Genomic DNA, 20,435 nt, shown 5'->3' with positions numbered 1-20,435 from the left:
TATGCGAATTGACCACAAATACCAGTTAGTTAGGTCAGGATACGGGTCAGTAAGGAGCTTTGATGTTCCCGCGGCAAACACTAACAATCGCTTACCCTGCGGTGCAGGGCTTTAATCTTTTTGCTTCGTTTTTGCCTGCGATTGTCGCGATCCCGAGTCTACTCCTCAAACTTCAACGTGATGCTCTCTTGCGTCGCTACGCTTTGACAGCACAGAACGAGTCCCTTTGAGATATCTTCGTCTTCGAGTGCAACGCGGTTCCGCATATGGACGGCCCCTTCGGTAAGGCGGGCAACGCAGGCTCCACAAACACCGGACTGGCAACTGTATGGTGGATTTAAACCTTTCAATTGGGCAGCTTCCAGTATGGTTTGACCCGCAGCCACCGGTACGTCATGCCATGCACCATGCAGATTTATGCGGGCTGTCGCCGCGACCCCTGATGCGCTGAGATCGGGTTTGACATCGCCACCAAAGCTTTCCGTGTGAATGCGGTCGTCCGGCACGTCTAAATTCTTGAGCGCCGCTCGCAGGTCAGTGTTCATGCTGCCCGGACCGCAGATCCAGTACTGCACGTCTTGCGCTACAGGTGGAGTCTCGGCAATAGCGGCGTGAACGGCGTTTGCATCCAACCGACCCGTGCGCCAAGGGCTGAACCAACTTAACAAGGAGGGGTGAGACAGAACATGTCGCACAGAAAAGCGTTTCGGGTATCGCGCTTGAATTTGCTCCAACTCGTCCCGAAAAACAATGCTGTTCGCGTTGGTATTGCCAAAGACCAAATGCGAAACGGAATGCGGCTCGTCCGTCAAAACCGCATTGATCATCGCGTATAAAGGCGTGATGCCACTTCCCGCGCCAAAGAAATAGTGCGTGCGGCGTTTAAGGGGTCCGGGCGTTAAGGTGAACTGTCCAAAAGGGGGCATGACTTCGATGATATCCCCTACCGACAGAGCATCACCGATATGGTTCGACACGATCCCGTCTTTCACACGTTTCACAGTGATGCGCAGTGCGGATCCAGGAGGGTTTGAGATAGTGTAGCTGCGCCTATGCTCCTGTCCTTCGATCAGAAATCTGACCGTAAGATGTTGTCCTGCCGTCCATTTAAACAGATCAGCCAGTCTGGCAGGGACATCTAAAGTGACACTTGTGGCTGCACCGCCGTTCTCTGTGCGGATGTCAGATACGGTCAATGTATAGAAGTTGCGTTGCATTAGAACACCCAATCACCGGTAGTCATAGGTTGTGGTCAATGACCGGATCACCATCCCGCCAAGGTAAGGTTCAAAGGCAAACTCATCTGTTTGACGCATTTTTCCAGCATATCCCTGCCAATCATATTCAACATCCGTAACTGCGGTTACGTGGTGGACCTCATCTTCGGTGCGGGTGGTCATTCTGGGCGTGGATCGCTCAGTTTCCTTGTATTCTGCCAGATCCTTGGAGAGTTCAGCATCGGTAGCGGCGGTAACGTCCCCCACACGGTAAGTGAAGACATCATCTTCCTGCTCGGTACCGTATTTGAGGACGATCCGGTGTGTGGCTTCGGGATGCCAACTGTCCCACGTAGCCAGAAGGCTATCTTCGTCTTGAGCCGCAATGACACGGGCAGAGATCTCCTCAGGCGTTTCTGCTTGCGCTGTCAGCACCAAAGCCGACGCGATGACCACGCCTGTCAGGGTGGCTTGAACGGGCGTCATGAGCGATCTCCGCATTGTTCAATCATCCTTCATGAACTCCAACACGGCTTTCTGGTGCTGGGTAATCGGGCTTTCACCAATCGCGGCCGGGCCGATTTCCAGATAAGGGCTTTTCAGAGACTTCTGTTGTTGTTCGCAGGCATAGATATCCTCGGTCGTGAAATCTCCGGATGCCATCGGATCGTCTTCGCCAGCGACGTCGTCCCCGTGGTACTTCGCACCGCCAAAGTTCTTCCAAAAGCCCCAGCTTTTCCACTGCTGTTTCTGAAACGCCCAATCAGACTCATTGGCCAGCTTCGTGCGGTTTTCGATACGCGTCAGGTCCGGCGCCAGTGGCGTGATGACAAACAGATTCCAGCTTTCCTCACTGGCCCCGATACCAATGCCCGGAAACAGCATCGGAACCCAGGCGCCGACATGGGGTTTTGGGATCACGCGCGGCATCGGCAAGTTCGCCTCGTGGTCCTTGGCGTACTCCGCTGAAGGGGGCTCCCAAAAGTGATAGTGCGGCCCCTTCCACCCGTATTCTGCCTTGGCATGGTCATACATGTGCAAGGTGTTGGAATGCAGGTGGCTCAGGTGATAGACGTCGATGTAATTCTCGACAACGATCTTCCAATTTGCCTTGATCTCATAGGTGTTCCGGCCTTCAGCGTACTCTACCAGTTCCTCGGGCTTGTGCGGACCAAGAAATGGATCGACCTCGCCGAACCATTCCGCAAGCGTGGGCGCATTCGGATCAGGATGAACGAACAACATACCACGCCAGACGTCCACACTTGCCGGTTTGAGGCCAAGACAGGATTTATCAATACCACTGGGAAATTCCGACGCCTCATCGGGGACGGAGATTAGACTTCCTTCCAGATCATAGGTCCAATCGTGGTAAGGACACGTCAGCGCCTTTTGCGTCTTGCCGACCGCGCGGATCAGTTGTGTACCGCGATGGCGGCAAATATTGTGAAAGGCCCGCAACCGGTGATCGCGCCCCATGACGACAAACAGGTTATTCAGACCTGCCTGCACCGACAGATAGTGCCCAGGGCCTTCGATATCCTCAACCAGTCCCGCAAAACGCCAGGTGCGTGAGAAGATTTGTTGTTGTTCTCGGTCGAACCAATCCTGCGAGGTATATGCTTCGACAGGCAGATGATGATACATTTTGGTCATCTTGTTCCCTCAGGTCATCAGATGGGCGTATTGCGGAAAAAAGCTGGCGGCGAGCATCATCAGTCCTGACAAGGCCCAGAGGCAGGCAATGGCCCAGAATAGAACTGGATCGTCGTCTCGGTTGATCTCGAACACTAGAAAGGCCTGACCATTCAGGATGGTCGGAATAGTCCACCACAGGAAGAGCAGCCCCCAGACCCAGTAGTAACCCAGGACAGCAGCTGCCAACAGGATAGGCAGAGCAATATAGTTCGCGGTTCTGGAGTGGTTCATCGCTCGGCCTCTAGTGTTGAGGCCAGCAAAGAAGCCGCCAGTTTCAATTCCGCGCGCCAGACTTTGGGCGGCTCGAGTGGCGACAGGGCATCCATGCTGACAAAGATTGCGGAAATACCCTGAGTCACGGCGCGAATGCTTGCATCCGGCGCGTCTGGGGCGGCTCGCCTCAGGACATCCTCAACCACGTCAAAGAAGGCACTTAGGCTGTCCAAAAGATCCTGCCGAAATTCGGGGCGATCTGGAACAACAGTCACCAGCGCCTGATACGCCAGCATCAACCGCGGATCAGTTCCGCTGTTTTCGGCAAAAAGAGCGTCCACAAGATCGTTTGGCGTTGCTCTGTCTGGCAGGGCGTATCGCAGGCCGTCCAGTGAAATCGCAAAGCCTTCAAGGGTGTACTCGGCAAGTGCAGCAATCATTTCGTCCTTGTTGCCAAGATAGTGGCGCAGCAGGGGGCGCTTGACGCCAGCTTCCTCTGCAATCCTTTCCTGGGTCGCGCCGTCAAGGCCGAACCGCGCCACACATGTGAGGTACGCATCTAGGATTTCCTGAGATCGTTGGTCTTTCAGAGATGGTCTTGGCATTGTGGCCTCATAAATTGTCACTGATGACAAATAATGATCGAAGATTATTTGTCAACCATGACAATTTACTTTGAGACCAGCGCATGGAAAGAAACTGTATTTCGATGGTCTAGAGCGAATGACCGGCCATCATCCTCTGCGATCGCTAGCGCGACAGCCCGCCCCTCAACTTTTTCAACAAGACCGCAAACCGTTTCAGGAAAGCAAGTTCAACCCGGGCACAATGGCCGCAGAACACCGTCACAACGACTCGATGTTTCCCAAAAGAATAGAGGTCATATCCAACGCAAACGACCCGTCTTGGACAGTGACATCCATCTGCGTGTCATAATTCACCTCATCTCGCGTTATCCCCGAGAGGTCGGCATCCGCGTCCAGAAAAACCCATTTCGCGGGATATGGTGAGGTTTGTCCGACCGCCGCCTGCAAAATGGAGAGCGCGTCCAGTGCGTTGACGGCTCCATCCTGGGTGATATCGGCGGCAATCAGGTTTTCCGGGGCCGCGGGGCCCCATGTCGGATCCAAACCAACCGAGATGCGCAGAACCTGCAACGCATCCAGAGCGTTGACCCGTCCGCTCGCTGTTGAATAGGTTTTGACGACCTCCAGCTCTCCGGCCAACGTCCCGTTCGGAACGTTCAAATCGAAGCGTCCGGTCTCATCTGTAGTTGCGGTGACGGTGCCGCCTCCGGTCGGTGTGAACTTGATCTCGGCATCTGCAAGGCCTGGATTGGCGGTCTCGGAATCGACGCTCACGCGCCCCTGAATGCCGTCCGAGCTTGCGGGCTCTAGCCCGCCGAACGTACCGAAATCCACAGGAATGTGATCCGGCCCGCCAAACCCGGAGCCAAAGACCTCTTCTTTTGTCAACGGCGTGCCCGTTGAGGAAATCACGTGGACGACCTCATTCAGATACTGGATGTCAGCGCCTTGGGATGTGGCGGTAAATGTCAGTTGATCGGGGGTGCGCAGAAGAAGATAGTCGAACATGTCCAAGCGGTCGGTGCCGGCTTCGAAATCCGTGATCGTCGTGGGATCGCTGCCATATTGCATGACGAAGATGTCGGCCCCTGCCCCGCCTGTCAGCGTCGTCTCACCACTCCCAGCGATGAGGATGTCATCTCCGGCCCCGCCGGACAATTGGGCATCCAGAACCCCCGCGCTGAGCATGTCGTCTTGCATCGTACCCATAACCGGCCCGCTACCATCCAGAACGACGCCAAGGTTTGCCAAAGAAACGCTCAGCTGCGTCAGTCCGGGATCCTGCTGTGAGGTTGCAAGCACCTGAAGCTCATCACCGATATGGGCGAGGTTTAGGGTCTGGACGTTACCCAACCCACTATCCAGCGTGTCGGCAAAGCTATCCAGATAGACCAGCTTTCCATTCGGGGTCAGTGTGAACAGGCTGACCCCATCGTCGGACCCACCCGCAACGACGAACGCACGGCCATTCACCTCGATCACCGACAGGTCCTGCACGGATTCAAATCGGGTGTTCAACGTATCAAGAACATGATCCTTGGGGATCAACCGACCATCGCTGCGCAATCCCATCACGCTGAGGGAATTGCTGCCCGACCCCGCCACGATGACCCAGGATTGCCCATAGGCCTCGACCACCTCAATCGCCGTGGGCGTAGAGATTCCCATCGTTGAAACAGCGGCACTGTTGTCCAGAGCGCTGAGGCTGCCATCGCTTGCGGAAACATCAAACACGGCGATTTCACTATTTGCAGCGTTCGCGGTGATCACGAATTGCTCAGACCCGACCGTCGCAGCATGCATCGAATCGGCTTGGCCAGAGAGCAGCGACACGACCGAAAGCGTGCCGTCTGGGTTGATCTCATAGCTGCCGATCTGATCGGTATCTTCATGCGCAAGGGTCAGATAGCTTTGCCCTCCGACGGCCAGTTGCGTCATCGCCGAGATGTCTCCGCCACCGACGAGCGTCCCGGTTTCCTGCAGATCGCCAAAGGTGCCGTCCGCGTTCAGAGTATACCCCACCAAACCCGTTGCATTGTTGATATCAAGGGCCAGTTGGTCTTCAGCGCCCAAGGTGATTGGCACACCCGTCCGCCCCACCTGATACAGGATCGGACCGCTATGATAGACCGTATCTACAAGCTGCGGCCCAGCCCCTTCCGTGAGGCGCCAAGCGGCAACGCCACCGAACGGACCGGTGACGGAGTAGAGATACGTATCCCCGTTAAACGTTTTTAAAGCCGTATCGCCGATACCTGAATCGAGCGCCGGGCTTCCCGTTGCAACCACAGTTTCGAATTGAAGCATCACCTTGATCACCCCCAATGCCACCCCTGGCAGTGACCTGAGGATGATCTGATGCCCAGACCGAAACAAAAGCGGGAATGTGGTGAAAACGAGGAGTTCGGCTTCAGTTTAACTCAATTTTTTCAGGTTCGCCCGCGGCGGTAACCGGAAGGCAAGACAGATGAACAAAGCGTCATGTCGAGGACAGCCTTCCCAGGATCGCGGACACCAAATCTGAGGGGCAAGACGATGAAGACACCTGAGCGCCATACTGAAACGCCAGCCGATCTTTCTAGAGCAGACCGCGATCGCCACAAGCGTTCATGGATCGAGCGCAACCTGCGCAAACTGTCTGGGCGCGGCATTGCGGGCGGATTGGTGTCGGCCTTGCTGGCCCTTCCGGCTTTTGCGCAGGCGACGGTTGAGGAACTCTATGCGTTCCAATTCGCGGATACCATCCCGGGTGTGAAATCCGCCAAGCTGATGGACAATGGGGATGTCCTTCTGAAAATGCTCGATGGGCGCACGATGGTTGTTGCGGCCGAACATGTTCAGGTCCTTGAAAGCGGCTCGATCATGATCGCTGAGGCGATGGTTTCGCAGATCGTCGAATTCAGCGCTGTCGCCGAGGCCGGAGCCGCCTCAGCAGCAGGTGGTCTGGGCGGCATTGGTGCTGCGGCGGCGGGTATTGGTCTCGCCGGTGCTGCGGCGGCAGGTGGCGGCGGCGGAGGCGGCGGGGACGATCCAGCCCCTACGCCAAACTTCCCGACGCTCAATCTGGCAGAGTTGCAGGCCACCTCCCTCAACAACACTCTGACCAACGCAACTGCGCCGGACAATGCGACCTCGGTCGAGGTTACGATCGGCTCCGTGACCAAGACCGTGACACCGGATTCCGAGGGGAACTGGACCGTCACCCTCACAGCGCCCGAGGCGAACGCCCTGGCCCAAGGCCAGTCCACGGTGACTGTCCGTATGCTTGATACCTTGGGGGACGAGATCTCCGTATCGACGGCAACCGTGGTCGTAGACACCATCCCACCAACACTCGGCATTGACAGTTTCTCGGATGGCGCCGTCATGAACGCCGCCGAGCAGGGAACTGATCTTGTCGTAAGTGGCACGACAGACGCGGAAAACGGGCAGTCGGTGAGCGTCACTTTGAATGGTCAGACTTACACCGGTACGGTGTCCAACGGCCAATGGTCAGCAACTGTACCTGTCGCCGATCTGGCGGCGCTGGCGGATGGAGCAACCATCAGCGTCACAGCCGATGTCTCGGACCGCGCTGGCAATCCGGCCGTTCGAGCCAGCAACAGTTTTGATACAGACTTCACGGCTCCAACCCTCACGCTCGATCCGGTCGGCGGAGGGTCCATTGACCTTATTGATGTAACCGGCGATCTGACCGTGACCGGGGCGACCTCGGCTGAGGACAACCAAACTGTAACGCTTGTATTGGATGGGCAGTCCTTTACCGGCACGACGCTGGGCGGCAGTTGGTCTGTCACTATTCCCAACGCGGATCTTGGCGGGTTGACGACGGGCACCCCGGCAGAGATCAGTGTTTCGCTCGCGGATGCGGCTGGCAACCCGGCGACCACCTTGACGGCCACGGTGCCCGTCGACCTCTCGGGTCCATCCATTGCCATTTCACCTTTGTCCGTAGGTGATATCCTGAACGCTGCCGAGGCCGGTTCAGACCTTACCATTTCAGGCACAACCGGAAATGTTGGCGACAACCAGCAGGTTTCCGTCGTGCTGAACGGCCAGACCTATACGGACCTCGTTTCGGGTGGCACCTGGAGCATAACCGTCCCGACAGCCGAACTAGCGTCTCTGTCCGATGGCGGCGATTTTACGATAGCAGCCGATGTGTCTGACGCGGACGGGCTGGCAGCGCCTCAAGCAACCGCGCAATTGGCCAAGGATGTCAGCGCTCCGACGGTGACCATCGACAGCTTCTCGGACGGGGCTGTCATGAATGCGGTAGAGCGCGGAACCAACCTGACCATTTCGGGTTCCACCACAGCTGAAGACGATCAAACCGTGACCGTTGGCGTGAATGGGCTCACCTATACTGCCGAGGCTTCGGGCGGTTCGTGGACCGTTACCGTACCAGCCGCTGATCTATCACTCTTGGCAGACGGAGCAACAATTGCTGTAACAGCAGATGTCTCGGACATCGCCGAAAACCCGGCTGTTCCGGCGACAGGCAGCTTCGATACAGATTTCACTGATCCAACCATCGCGATCACGAGCGTTTCGGACGGCTCGATCATGAACGCCGCCGAGCGGGCAACGGATCTGACCATTTCGGGCACAAGCGATGCAGGCGTTGGGGCTGTCGTATCTATCACGATCGCACGCGCCGACGGCACGGTTGACATCAGCGAGACGACAACCGTCAACGGTGGCAATTGGACGTTGGTTACAAGTGCGTCTGACCTGGTGGGGCTCCAGGACCAGGAAAGCTATACAATCACCGCGACCGTGGCTGATGCAGCTGGGAACACGTCCCAGACCACAATGGGCTTCACAACTGATTTTGCGGCACCCAGCATTACCCTCGATCCACTGTCCATGGGATCAGTTCTGGATGTTGTAGAGCGCGGGCAGGACCTGACGGTTTCAGGCACAACAACGGCCGATAACGGAGACACTGTAACCATCACCTTGGACGGCGAGACCTATACAGCCACTGCAATGAACGGAAGTTGGAGTGCGGATATTCCAACCAGCGATCTCGCGGCCTTGGCAGACAGCACTAGCTTCCAGATCTCGGCATCGGTTGAAGACGCAGCAGGCAATACCTCCAACGCGGCAACAGGTTCCTTCTCAACCGAGTTCCGGCCCACCCTGAGCCTCGACTCAATTGGAACAAATGGGGCGATCTCTCTTGCCGATGCGCAAAGTTCCGGGATTGCAGTCAGCGGCTCTTCGGTCGGTCTGGCTGCTGGGCAGACAGTGGATATCTTGTTGGGCAGTACATCGGTTGGCACCGCAACCGTCGCCGCAAATGGGACATGGTCGGCGCCTATCGCAGCCTCTGCTTTTGCCGTCACGACGGCCGGGACGGATCTGAACTTCTCTGCCGAAGCAACAGTATCAGGAGGGCCTGATCCCGTTCCGGTGAGCGCTGAAGCAACGGCTCATTCCCCCGCAGCCTATGTCATCTCGGAAGTCGGCCGAAGTGGCTCAACCGTCCAGTTAGCGGTCTATTCGGAAGCCGATCGAGATCTGTCGAGCGGGTTATTTGTAGACATGCGATTAGAGTTCGACTCCGCTCAAGTCTCCTTTGACAGCGGCTCCATCATATTCAACGGGCAATTGCCTCTTGCCGTAAACGCAGCCAACCCCAGTTTCGTCAATTTCGCAGGCGCAACGCTAAGTTTCTCCGACATTTCGGCGCCTCTGGTGCAGTTTTCCGTCGATATTCAAGACATCAATAAACCCTTTGAGCTGAAGATCGTCACGCCAAACGGAGGCGACTCTGTCTACCAATCAGGGTCGACCACTGACGACGCCATAAGCGCAAGCAATGTGGACACGTACATGAGGGGTGGTGATGGCGACGACACGATTGACCTGACGGAGGCTGGCCGAGACATCGTTGTGTTCGAAGCAGACCCAGCGGCCAATGGCACGGATATCATCACGGGGTTCAACATCGGGACTGCAACGGAAGTCGCAGATGCACTTATGTTCCAGGGCCTCGACGTTGCCACGTTGCGAGGCACCGGAACGGGTGTGGAATTCCTCAGCCACGGCGACAATCTCGGCACGGATACAGGCTTCATCGGTTTGACGACCATCCTCGGCGATCTCATGGCCAACACCATAGAGTTGGCATTGGAGAGCTTGGTCGGCGCGCAGTCCGGAGACGAGATATATGCCCTGACGACCGATGGAACCGACGCCAAGCTTGTAAAGGCCAGCTATTCGGCATCAAACGACGTCACTGTCGATACGCTCGCAGTGTTCGATGGTCTGAATGATCTGAACAGCCTGAGCGCAGACAATATTCTGCACACCGATCCCACAGGTGCCACCGCCTGATCCTTTTCGAAGATTGGTCGAGAGTTTGGAAGACGGTCATGTTAAAAAACCACCTCAAACCGCTCACATTTCAAAGATATGGGAATAGGTTCTGGAAACGCTTCACCTCATTCGACCATACAAGATACGTCACTAAGTGTTCAATTGTTGAGGCTGAAGCTTTCCCCGTCGCAGCTGCTTTCCCGCTAGTGTTCCGCAAAACGGAGGGCGGGGTAGAGCCAGTCGCATTGTTTTCCCTAACAGAAGCACGCGTAAACCCGTTTGTGTCTGAAACGGGCGTGTGGTTGGCGGCCTACTTGCCCTCTGCGATGAGGTGCCCGCCTTTCGATGCCGAACCAATACCAAGAGATGGACAAGCCAAGGACGCTCAATTCCAATTGCTGGTCGACGAGACCCTTGGCTTGATCAGTGATGACCCCAAAGATGAGGCCTTTTTTTTTGAAACCGGAGCGCTTTCTTCCAATCTTGAAGCCGTAATGACGTTCTTCCAAGGTCGAATGTCGTCAGCACAAACCACAAAGGTCATTTGTGATGTGCTTTTGGAAATGAACTTGTTGGACCCACTCACCCAATACGAGGGCTGCATTTTGCCAAGGGGCTGTTGGGGTATCTCGCCTGATCGCTTGAAAATTTTGACGAATAAGCAGCTGGCCACACTAACGGCTTGTGGCGCTCTGCAACTAGTCCACGCGCATCAAGTCTCACTGTCTCACGTAGCTTGGTTGACCCAAGCACAATCACGAATGACACATAAGCCGGGTTCAGAGGATGTTGAGCGGAAGGCGAATACGGAAGGTTTCTTATCTGCATTGGCCGATGCGCACACGAGCGAAACTTCTTGGGGCCAGAATTCGGAGGTACACGCTTGTGCCCCATAACGCCTGGTCGCAATGCGACGCAACCAAAACCGAAAACAGGTCCAATCACCGGACGCACTCCATTCCTTCGCTGCCCTAACTTGCTGAAGAGGAACTGAGACATGACGCGGCACGAATCCCAACCGGACACATCTCGTTTAACAGAACTAGAAAAGTGTATGCTGCATGTGGGTGAGACACTTGAACGTCCAATAACAAAAGCGTCTCTCTTTACCGCGCAGTCAAATTTGGAAAATGGCCTCTCGATAAGTGATGCACTGGCGCTTGCCCGCCAAAGCGGTCTTCAGGCAGGTTATGGTAAGCGCTTGCTGAGCAAATTGGATGACGACTTGTCACCAGCCATACTGTTGCTGGAGGGGGGACGATCCGTTGTCTATCATGGGCGCAGCGACGACAGCATGCTATTGGTGTATGACCCTTGCATCGGGTCAGGAATCGGGACAATTCCCGAGAAACAGTTGGAAAAAGCGTATACCGGCTATGCAATCCTATGTCGCCGAGACCATCAGGATATCTCGAAGAACGGCGAGGCTCAAAGGTCTGGACATTGGTTCTGGTCTGCTTTGGCCGCTAGTCGATGGTCTTACTTCCAGGTCATTCTCGCAGCGGCGCTCGCCAATCTTCTAGGGCTTTCAACTTCTATCTTCATCATGGTCGTCTATGACCGTGTTCTTCCGAATGAAGCAACGGAGTCTTTGATTGCACTGACCATAGGCGTGGGCCTCGCCCTTGGCTTCGATTTCCTACTCAAGATTCTAAGAGCTGGTTTCATTGATCAGGCCGGTCAAAAGGCTGATCGACTGATGGGACGGCGCATTTTTGACAAGTTACTCGATATTAAAATGAAATCTCGCACCGGATCGACAGGCGCGATGGCAAATACAGTTCGCGAGTTTGAAACTCTGCGCGAGTTTTTCACGTCCGCAACATTGGTTGCGATCGTCGATCTACCGTTCATCGCTCTGTTTGTCTTCGTGATCTACTTGGTGGGCGGTCCACTGGCCATCGTTCCTGCGATGGCGGTACCCATCGTGCTGATTTCCGGATTGCTCGCCCAACCTATCCTATCGCGGTTGGCCGAACGCCAATTCAAGGATGGTCAATCCAAACAATCGGTTCTTGTTGAGACCGTCTCCGGCCTCGAGACCATAAAAACCACCTCTGCTGATCGCCAAATGCGTTCTCGTTGGGAAAGCGCGATAGAACGACAATCGAGTCACGGCGTTCGCAGTCGCGCGATTACACAATTCGCCCTGAACCTGACCGGCCTCACGCAACAGGCGGCGCAAGTTCTGATCGTTTTCTATGGTGTGTTCCTGGTCATGGAAGGAAAAGCCAGCATGGGTGCCTTGATCGCCGCTGTCATGTTGACCGGCCGTGCCTTGGCCCCTCTGGGGCAATTGGCGCAAACTTTGACGCGGTACAATCAGGCGCGCAGCGCTTTTCGAAACCTCAACCAGATTATGCGAGCAGATAGCGAGAGACCAGAAGGCAGAACCTGGATCGGTCGTTCACGCTTCAAGGGTGCACTCTCGTTTAGCAACGTTCATTTCACATACCCGGATCAATCCGAAGATACGTTGAAAGGTGTTTCCTTCACTATCAACCCGGGTGAGAAAGTCGCAATCCTTGGCCAAATTGGCTCGGGTAAAAGTACGATAGCGCGACTGTTGCTGGGCCTCTATACGCCTCGGGTCGGGTCGGTCATGCTGGACGGATCGGACATTCGGCAAATTGACCCTGGTGATTTAAGGCGAGGTGTCGGCTCTGTTTTACAGGATGTTTGGCTGTTTTCCGGCTCAATCCGCGAAAACATCGCCAGTGGCACCATCAGACCGAGCGACGAAGACGTGATTGAGGCCGGGCAGATCGCCGGAGTTGAGGATTTTGTTGCGCGCCATCCAGCAGGTTATGATCAACAGCTTGCGGAGAGGGGCGAAGGGCTTTCTGGTGGACAAAGACAAGCGATTGCTTTGGCGCGAGCGTTGATTGGCAAACCATCGGTTTTACTGCTGGACGAGCCCACAAGCGCCATGGATGTGCAAACCGAAGCGCGCGTTCTTTCGCGCCTTAAGCAAGCCACCCCGGACACGACGATGCTTATCGTCACGCACCGTCCTAGCCTCTTGGAACTGGTGGACCGCGTTATCGTCATTGACGACGGTCAAATTGCGAAAGACGGGCCAAAGAGCCTTCTGTCCCAACATGCACGCCAAAACAGGAGGCACCTGAATGTCGCAGCATCATGATCTTGCCTCGTTGGCACGCGCGACGCGCGGAGCGTCGCCTTTGCGAAACTCTCTTCTGCTTGTGGCAATTCTCGCATGCCTCCTCACAGCCGGGCTTTGGGCCTATCTGACCGAGTTGGACGACGTAACCCGCGTAGATGGCCGGATCGTGCCATCTGGAGACATCCAGATCATCGAAGCAACAGAGCCAGGTGTTTTGAAGGCATTGCACGTGCGGGAAGGCCAAGTGGTCCAAGCCGGCACCTTGTTGATGGAATTCGACACGACCCAAATCGACAGTCAGTTAAGTCAGGAACAACAACGTGCTTTTGGCCTGATGGCTCGGATCCAGCGGCTACAGTCCGAGATCGAGGGGCGTGACCTTCAATTTGACGCTGCACTCGTCACAGGCGCCCCGGATGTCGTTCAATCTGAAAGAGCTTTGTATCAGGGTCGGCAAGCCGAACTGCAGGCTGAAATTGATATCTTGCTGCGACAGCAACAACAACGCCATAGGGAATACGAAGAAGGATTGGTAGATCAGGTCACCGCCGAAGAGACACTTAATGTTCTGGCCGAGGAAAGGGCGATGATGGCGCCTCTGGTCGCCAGCAAAATGGAACCCGCGACCACACTTTTGGCGCTTAGGCGCAATGAGGCAGAATGGAAGGGTCGCCAGGTCAGAGCCGTAGCTGCGACCAGACGACTAAAAACCGGTCTAGAAGAAATTGATGACCGAATCCGAGCCGCACGCACCAGATTTCGAAGCAATGCCCTGACCGACCTCGCACTCGCAACGGCTGAGCTGTCCGCCCTGCAACCGATGCTGCCAGCTCTGCAGGATCTGGCGTCACGAGCCAAGGTTCAATCCCCCGCGCGCGGCATCGTAAACCGCATCCACCGTACCACGATTGGTGGTCTTGCCCGCACCGGAGAGGAGTTGGTCGAGATCGTTCCACTGGATGACAGTTTACTGGTCGAAGCCTATGTTCGCCCGCAAGATATCGCATTTCTTCATGCAGGACAGCCCGTCAAAGTCAAAATCACCGCCTATGATTTCGCCCGCTACGGCGGGCTGGACGGGGAAATTGTGCGTATTGGTGCAGACACTATCACCCGGTCTGAACGCAATGATGAAGAGGTCTTTGTCATTGAGATCCGGACGAATGGTACGATGCTCGACGCCTCGGGGCTTGCTGTTGAAATCATTCCCGGCATGGTTGCCGAGGTCGATATTCTGGCTGGGCGTAAAACCGTTCTGGACTATTTGATCCAACCGGTCGTGAAGATTAAGGATCAAGCGCTGCGGGAATAGCCCAGGCTTGATCATTGCATCACTTTAAACACATTGAAGTCGCGGGAAGACGCAGACCGACTAGGAAGTAGGCTTTTTAAATTGCTGATCAAACAGACGTTTGAATGCACCATTTTCTTCCAACAACACATTCAAGGTCCCCTGCTCAACGATTTGACCATCCTGAACGACCATGATGTTGTCCGCTTCCAGAACCGTCGATAGCCGGTGGGCGATTACGATTGTCGTGACCCCTTCCGTCAGTTTGTCCAATGCCTCTTTGACCAAAGTTTCGGATTCTGCGTCGAGCGCACTTGTGGCTTCGTCCAGCAGAAGGATTTCCGCTTTGCGCAAAATTGCCCGGGCAATTGCGATGCGCTGTTTCTGACCTCCGGACAGGAACGCGCCATTTTCGCCAACCTGAGTGTCATAGCCCTCAGGCAGTTGAGTAATGAAGTCATGGGCATGCGCGGCGCGTGCGGCCGCTACAATTTCCTCATCTGTCGCGTCTGGCGCAACGTATCGCAAATTGTCCATGACGGTGGTTGAAAACAGGAATGTGTCCTGCCCGACATAAGATATTTTCCGGCGCAGCGAAGCAAAGCTGACCTCGGTCAGATCCTGGCCGTCAATCTCAACATAGCCGTGGTTTGGATCATAAAACCGCATGATCAGGCCAAAAATAGTGGACTTCCCGCCGCCGGATTGACCCACCAGAGCCGTGGTTTTTCCGGCCTCAAAAGTCACATCCATATCTTTGATTACGGGCAATGCCCCTTGATACCCAAAAGTCACATCCCGCAAGCGGATTTCGCCAGGACCCGAGATCATCTCTTTTGGTTCGGCATGCTCTTGCATCGAGTCCTGCTCATCCAGAAGCTCGAACATCATACCTATAGGCACCATACAGGTCTCGATCGAAACCCGCATTTTCGACAAGCGCTTTGCAGGTTCATAGGCCATCAGAAGGGCCGTGATAAATGACATCAACTGACCCGCCGTCGGAGGCTCAGACCCACCGATCCCCAATGTGCTAACAACCAGGATGCCGGCAATTGCCAGACCCGCCAAAAACTCCATCAACGGACTGGCGATGGCCTGCAAAGAGGCAATGTCGTTCGAACGTTTCTCGACGCGTTTGATTGCCGTGTTCATCCGTTCGGTCATGCGGTTTTCAAGACTGAACACCTTGATAACTTTGATCCCGTTCGATGTTTCCTGCAGGACCTGAATGATCTCGGAGAGGTATTTCAACTCGGCCTGCATTATTCGACGTACGTTCTTCAACAGATAGCGCACGCTGATCAAAGCAACCGGACCAACGACGAAAAACAGCACCGACAGCAGCGGTTGCTGATAGATCATGACAATAATCAGACCCACAAGCGTTAGCGCGTCGCGCACGAAACTGGTCACGATGATGTTGACCAAGTTCCGGGCCGCCCCCGCCCCTGCGGTGACCCTCATCAACAGGTTGGATGATTCAATCTCGGCAAAATACCCGATACCGCGCTGCAGTAGGCGATTGTATAAGCGCTCCTGCTGGACCGCGATAATTCGGTTCCCCGCGCGCGCCAGAAAAATCGACTGAATATAGGAAGCGAACGCCTTAGCGCCGAACAGCCCGACCACAACAAGCGCGATCCAATGTGCTTGCGACCTCATTTCTGGGGTGGTCATGGCATCGACGATGTTTTCCATCATCCAAGCCGTACCGGCAGTCGTCGCGGCAACGATCACCATCGCAAACATCGCGACCCCGTACATCCAGCCTTGCTTGCGCAGGCTTTCCACGACAAGCCGACCGATATAGCCCGATCGCCATTTTGCCCAGGCCTTGCCGATCATTTCACACTCCAGATCGTCGGTGTCGCCGCCCTTATCGGGCAACCGCACGGTTAAACAGAGGTGCCTTGTACCTCTGCCCCTCGGTCGTCGAGGTCGCTTTAATTAATCAGGACAAGCCCAAGATTCCAGCCCACCCGTGCAGATATACTTGAAGCAGGGTCAAATGCGTGTACCGGGACCTTCAGTGCCAGACCACATCGCCCAGGAAAATATAGCCTGCGCCATAAATCGTTTTGATCAATCGAGGGTTTTTGGGGTCTTCACCCAGCTTGGTTCTGAGACGGGAAATACGCACATCCATCGCACGATCAAAGCTCTCACCAGCCGCGCCGCCCAGCGTTTCCTGCATCTGGGCGCGGCTAATCAGGCGTTTAGGGCTTTCGAGAAACAGCCGCAGCACTTCACCTTCTGCATGGCTGAACGCGGTTTCTGCGCCGTTTTGATCCTCAAGAACATAGCGGTCAAAGTGCGCGACCCAACCGTTGAAACTGGCCGTCTCCGAATGCGCCACCTGCCCCTTGGGCGCCCGCAAACGCGCCCGCACGCGCGCTACGACCTCTGCAGGGTCGAAGGGTTTGGTGATATAGTCGTCAGCGCCAAGCTCTAGCCCGGTGACCCGGTCTTGCACCTGCGCGCGTCCTGAAATGATGATGACGGCGGCGCCCTGTTCCAGTGCCAGCCGATGCACCAGCGCCAGACCATCCGTATCTGGCAGTGACAGATCAACCAGGCAGACATCGGGCGTCACACGGTTCAACGCGGCCTCGAATTCTCGGGCCCGTGAGAAGCTCTGGGTTCGAAAACCTGCGTCTTGCAAGGTCTCCGTCAGAATATGGCGGATCTCGGGTTCATCGTCGAGAATGGTCACCAACGGTTGGGTCATCACGCAGCCTCGGTTCGGATCAAAGCCGAAAGTTGTTTGGGAGTGAACGGTTTGTGCAAAACGGGCACCCGACCGATCGCGCGTTTCAGCACAGGATCAGTCGATGGCAGCGACGTCATCAAGATACATGGCAGCCTGGGTTTGAGACGTTCCATCAGGTCCAGCCCGGTTGCCTCCCCTTCCAACCGGATATCGGACAGGACCAGAACAATGTCATCCAATTCGCTCACTAGCGTCAATGCTTCGTCAACCGAGGTTGCCTCGATGACCGAAAACCCAAAGTCGATCAGCATGTCGCGGAACTGGAGGCGCAAGTCCTGATTGTCTTCGACAAGCAGAACCAATCCGCCGCGCATAGGGGGCGCAGGGCGGTAGGGAAGCCGCAATACAACCGACGCACCCGAGGGCGTGTTCTTCAGGCTCAGGTCCCCTCCGGCCAGTTTCACCGTGTCATAGACCATTGGCAAACCAAGGCCAGACCCGTCGCTGCCTTTAGTGGTGAAAAACGGGTTGAGGGCTTTGTCCAGCGCCTCGGGCGAGAACCCCGGCCCGGTATCAGAGACCGTAATCTCAACCCAAATCGCACCAATCGCATGGGCGCTGATGGTGATCTGACCGTTGTTGCCGCAAGCATCGCGCGCATTCAGGACCAAATTCAGCAAGGCATCCTGCACCATCCCCGGGTCCAGCATCAGGGCCTGATCCGGCAGAGTGTTGACCACCGACAACCCCATCCCGCGCGGCAGAGAAGGCGAGGCGAGAATGCGCAAATCCTCAAGCAATTGAAGCATATCCGTCGCTTTGGGCTGCGGCGTCCGGTTCCCCGTCATATCCGCGATCCGGTTCAAAAGCTGCCCGCCGCGCTGTGCGGTTTGACGGGTCGCCGCAATCAATGCATGCGCTTCATCGGGCAAATTCATCTTATCCAGCCGCCCCTGCATCCCCAGAATGATGGTCAGCAAGTTCGAGAAATCATGCGCCAGACCGCTGGTCATCTGCGCGGCCATCTCGCGGCGACGGGTTTGTTGCAACGCGACGCGGGTTTGGGTTTCCTCGGTGATGTCCACGGACATGATGTAAACGCCACCTTCCCCATCAGGGGTAAAGGACACGCGAATGCGGCGGGCATCCTGTTCTTCCGTGAACTCGAAAACCGATGTTTCACCGCTATAGGCTTTTGACAGATGCGGCTCGACCCGTGAAAAGGCGTGCCAGCCAAGGGCGTCGGAAATATGCAGCCCCAGAATGTCCGACGGGCGACCCGGCAGCACCGAGCTGAGCCGCCGATTTGAGTAATCGTAGCGCCCATCGACATCGAGATGCGCGATATGGGCGGGCATCATCTCGGTCGTCATTCGCGTGCGGGCTTCGATCTCGGTCAGTTCGCGCTTGGCCTCTTCCAGCGCTGCAATGGTGGCCGCAAGCTTGCGGTTGGTGGCCGAAAGCTCCTCAGTGTGGCTGAGCAGCTGGTCCGAAAGCTCTTCGGATCGGGCGCGCAGCAGATTTTCGGCGCGTTTCGTGCTTGTGATATCGGTGTAAACCGCCACCCAACCGCCCTGCGGCAGAGGCGATCCCTCAACAGCGACAACCTGCCCGTTTGGGCGGACACGCTCCATGTAGTGCGGCTCAAACGCCATAGCTTGCTCGACGCGCTGCTGTACCATTTCGTCTACATCGCCCTCGGCCCCGTATTCTCCGCGTGTTACCAGGAAGTGAATCGTGTCCCGAAACAACGCGCCCGGTTGCACAAGGTCGTCGGGAAGGCCGAACATCTCTTGAAAGCGCCGATTGCTGAGAACAAGACGCAGTTTGTTATCGTAGATCGACAGTGCCTGACCGATTAAATTCAGCCCGGCGGTCGTCATCGCTTTGATGCGCTTTTCACTAACGGTCAAGATCGCCCTCCCTGCGGCCTATCCGTAGCATCTGATGTAGACTTGGTGTAGAGGCGAACGCCCAGCCGGTTACTTTGTCCCACAATTGGCAAGCAGGTCCGCGCCAAACAACCGTGGCGTGCAAGCTGCAAGTGTCGCAGCCGCGCAATCCCAGATTTGTAATTCCAACAACAAAGCCATACAACCATTGCAGATTCAGGCTTTTTTGCATCACATACAGATATGAGCAGCCCAACCATTTCTGCCGAACGCGAAAGCGATGGCACCCGGATCCGTATTGCAGGCGAAATGCTGACGCAATTACTTGCTCCGGTCGAGGGGCCTTTTGCTAGCATTCAGCCAGAGGGCGGGCATGTTACGCTGGATCTATCGGACGTGGAAGCATTGGATACAAGCGGCGCGTGGCTGGTTGCGGATCTTGCCAAGCGGTTCACGACAGCTGGCGCTCAGCTGGATTTCCGGGGTGTTCAACCGGCCCATGCCGCGCTTATCGAAACCGTATCGAAGAACATCCCAGACCATCCCGGAAAACTGGCCCCGCCCCGCAATGCCGTGGATTGGGTTGCCAGCGTGGGTCAGAAAACAGTTGGCGCTTGGAAGGACACGCTCTCGATCCTTGGGTTCCTGGGTCTGACACTGCATCGGCTTGGGCGCACGCTTGTCATGCCCTGGCGTCTGCGTCGGGCTGCCCTGTTTACGCATATGGAGGAAACCGGGTTCAAGGCCCTGCCCATCGTGGCGTTGATGGGATTTTTGATCGGCGTTGTTTTGGCCTTTCAGGGGGCGACACAGCTGAAACAGTTCGGGGCCGAGATTTTCGTGGTCGAGCTGATCTCGATCTCTGTTCTGCGTGAGCTTGGGATCCTTCTGACTGCTATCATCGTTGCCGGTCGGTCGGGGTCGGCCTTTACCGCCTCAATCGGGTCGATGAAGGTGCAGGAGGAAATAGACGCCATGCGCACGCTGGGTCTCGATCCGATAGAGGTGCTGGTTGTTCCGCGTGTCCTGGCCCTGTTGATCATGCTCCCGATCCTCGGTTTTGTCGCCGATCTGGCGGGGCTTTTCGGCGGCGGACTGATGAGCTGGATCGACCTCGGCATCAGCCCCGGTATGTTCGTCACCCGTTTGAACGAAAGCACCGATGTCTGGCAATTGGCGGTTGGGTTGATCAAAGCGCCCTTCTTCGCGCTGGTCATCGGCGTGATCGCCTGCTGGCAGGCCATGCAGGTTAAAGGCTCGGCCCAGAGCGTGGGTCAGCGCACCACAGCCTCGGTCGTGCAGTCAATTTTCATGGTGATCGCCATCGACGCCCTGTTTTCGATCTTCTTCTCTGAGATTGGGATCTGACG

General features: G+C 56.0%; 14 protein-coding genes. 5 read left to right on the top strand and 9 right to left on the bottom strand.

From position 1 onward, the window contains the following. Window positions 1-158: 158 nt before the first annotated feature. From ACR0B5_RS05680 to ACR0B5_RS05655, 6 genes are all read right to left on the bottom strand, one after another. Window positions 159-1,217, bottom strand: a complete 1,059-nt coding sequence (locus ACR0B5_RS05680) for a 2Fe-2S iron-sulfur cluster-binding protein (RefSeq protein WP_480539049.1) — start codon at window positions 1,215-1,217, stop codon at window positions 159-161. Window positions 1,218-1,229: 12 nt separating this feature from the next. Further along, on the bottom strand, window positions 1,230-1,703 hold the full coding sequence (locus ACR0B5_RS05675; RefSeq protein ID WP_480539047.1) for a hypothetical protein: 474 nt from the start codon (window positions 1,701-1,703) through the stop codon (window positions 1,230-1,232). 18 nt (window positions 1,704-1,721) lie between these two features. After that, window positions 1,722-2,873 (bottom strand): aromatic ring-hydroxylating oxygenase subunit alpha, encoded by a 1,152-nt coding sequence (locus tag ACR0B5_RS05670; protein ID WP_480539045.1) that lies wholly within the window; start codon window positions 2,871-2,873, stop codon window positions 1,722-1,724. Between the two features lie 9 nt (window positions 2,874-2,882). Further along, window positions 2,883-3,146 (bottom strand): hypothetical protein, encoded by a 264-nt coding sequence (locus ACR0B5_RS05665; protein WP_170549563.1) that lies wholly within the window; start codon window positions 3,144-3,146, stop codon window positions 2,883-2,885. Continuing rightward, window positions 3,143-3,733 (bottom strand): TetR/AcrR family transcriptional regulator, encoded by a 591-nt coding sequence (locus ACR0B5_RS05660; protein ID WP_480539043.1) that lies wholly within the window; start codon window positions 3,731-3,733, stop codon window positions 3,143-3,145. Before ACR0B5_RS05660 ends, ACR0B5_RS05665 begins: the two co-directional genes overlap by 4 nt. 240 nt (window positions 3,734-3,973) lie before the next feature. Then, window positions 3,974-6,022: a dockerin type I domain-containing protein gene (locus ACR0B5_RS05655; protein WP_480539041.1), complete on the bottom strand. Its 2,049-nt coding sequence runs from the start codon at window positions 6,020-6,022 to the stop codon at window positions 3,974-3,976. Between the two features lie 228 nt (window positions 6,023-6,250). Here ACR0B5_RS05655 and ACR0B5_RS05650 point away from each other — a divergent pair, with 228 nt between their 5' ends. The 4 genes from ACR0B5_RS05650 (at window position 6,251) to ACR0B5_RS05635 (ending at window position 14,481) form a co-directional block, all read left to right on the top strand. Beyond that, window positions 6,251-10,060 carry a beta strand repeat-containing protein gene (locus ACR0B5_RS05650; protein ID WP_480539039.1) on the top strand — a complete coding sequence of 1,270 codons (3,810 nt, stop codon included), beginning with the start codon at window positions 6,251-6,253 and terminating at the stop codon, window positions 10,058-10,060. 38 nt (window positions 10,061-10,098) lie between these two features. Beyond that, window positions 10,099-10,938 (top strand): SapC family protein, encoded by an 840-nt coding sequence (locus ACR0B5_RS05645; protein ID WP_480539037.1) that lies wholly within the window; start codon window positions 10,099-10,101, stop codon window positions 10,936-10,938. A 101-nt stretch (window positions 10,939-11,039) separates the two neighbouring features. Then, window positions 11,040-13,187: a type I secretion system permease/ATPase gene (locus ACR0B5_RS05640; RefSeq protein ID WP_480539035.1), complete on the top strand. Its 2,148-nt coding sequence runs from the start codon at window positions 11,040-11,042 to the stop codon at window positions 13,185-13,187. Next, window positions 13,171-14,481, top strand: coding sequence for an HlyD family type I secretion periplasmic adaptor subunit (locus tag ACR0B5_RS05635; RefSeq protein ID WP_480539033.1), 1,311 nt, complete (start codon window positions 13,171-13,173; stop codon window positions 14,479-14,481). Before ACR0B5_RS05640 ends, ACR0B5_RS05635 begins: the two co-directional genes overlap by 17 nt. A gap of 60 nt (window positions 14,482-14,541) precedes the next feature. Here ACR0B5_RS05635 and ACR0B5_RS05630 read toward each other — a convergent pair whose 3' ends face one another. From ACR0B5_RS05630 to ACR0B5_RS05620, 3 genes are all read right to left on the bottom strand, one after another. Beyond that, window positions 14,542-16,356, bottom strand: a complete 1,815-nt coding sequence (locus ACR0B5_RS05630; RefSeq protein ID WP_480539031.1) for an ABC transporter ATP-binding protein — start codon at window positions 16,354-16,356, stop codon at window positions 14,542-14,544. A gap of 133 nt (window positions 16,357-16,489) precedes the next feature. Continuing rightward, window positions 16,490-17,191 carry a response regulator transcription factor gene (locus ACR0B5_RS05625; RefSeq protein WP_170659095.1) on the bottom strand — a complete coding sequence of 234 codons (702 nt, stop codon included), beginning with the start codon at window positions 17,189-17,191 and terminating at the stop codon, window positions 16,490-16,492. Beyond that, on the bottom strand, window positions 17,191-19,056 hold the full coding sequence (locus ACR0B5_RS05620; protein ID WP_480539309.1) for a PAS-domain containing protein: 1,866 nt from the start codon (window positions 19,054-19,056) through the stop codon (window positions 17,191-17,193). Before ACR0B5_RS05620 ends, ACR0B5_RS05625 begins: the two co-directional genes overlap by 1 nt. A gap of 252 nt (window positions 19,057-19,308) precedes the next feature. Here ACR0B5_RS05620 and ACR0B5_RS05615 point away from each other — a divergent pair, with 252 nt between their 5' ends. Beyond that, entirely contained in the window at window positions 19,309-20,433 is a 1,125-nt protein-coding gene (locus ACR0B5_RS05615) for an ABC transporter permease (protein ID WP_170666620.1), read from the top strand. Window positions 20,434-20,435: the final 2 nt, after the last annotated feature.

This window comes from Ruegeria sp. AG1 (assembly GCF_056541705.1).
The sequence above is the reverse complement of the archived record's forward strand: the minus strand, read 5'-3'. Positions and strand labels throughout refer to the sequence as shown.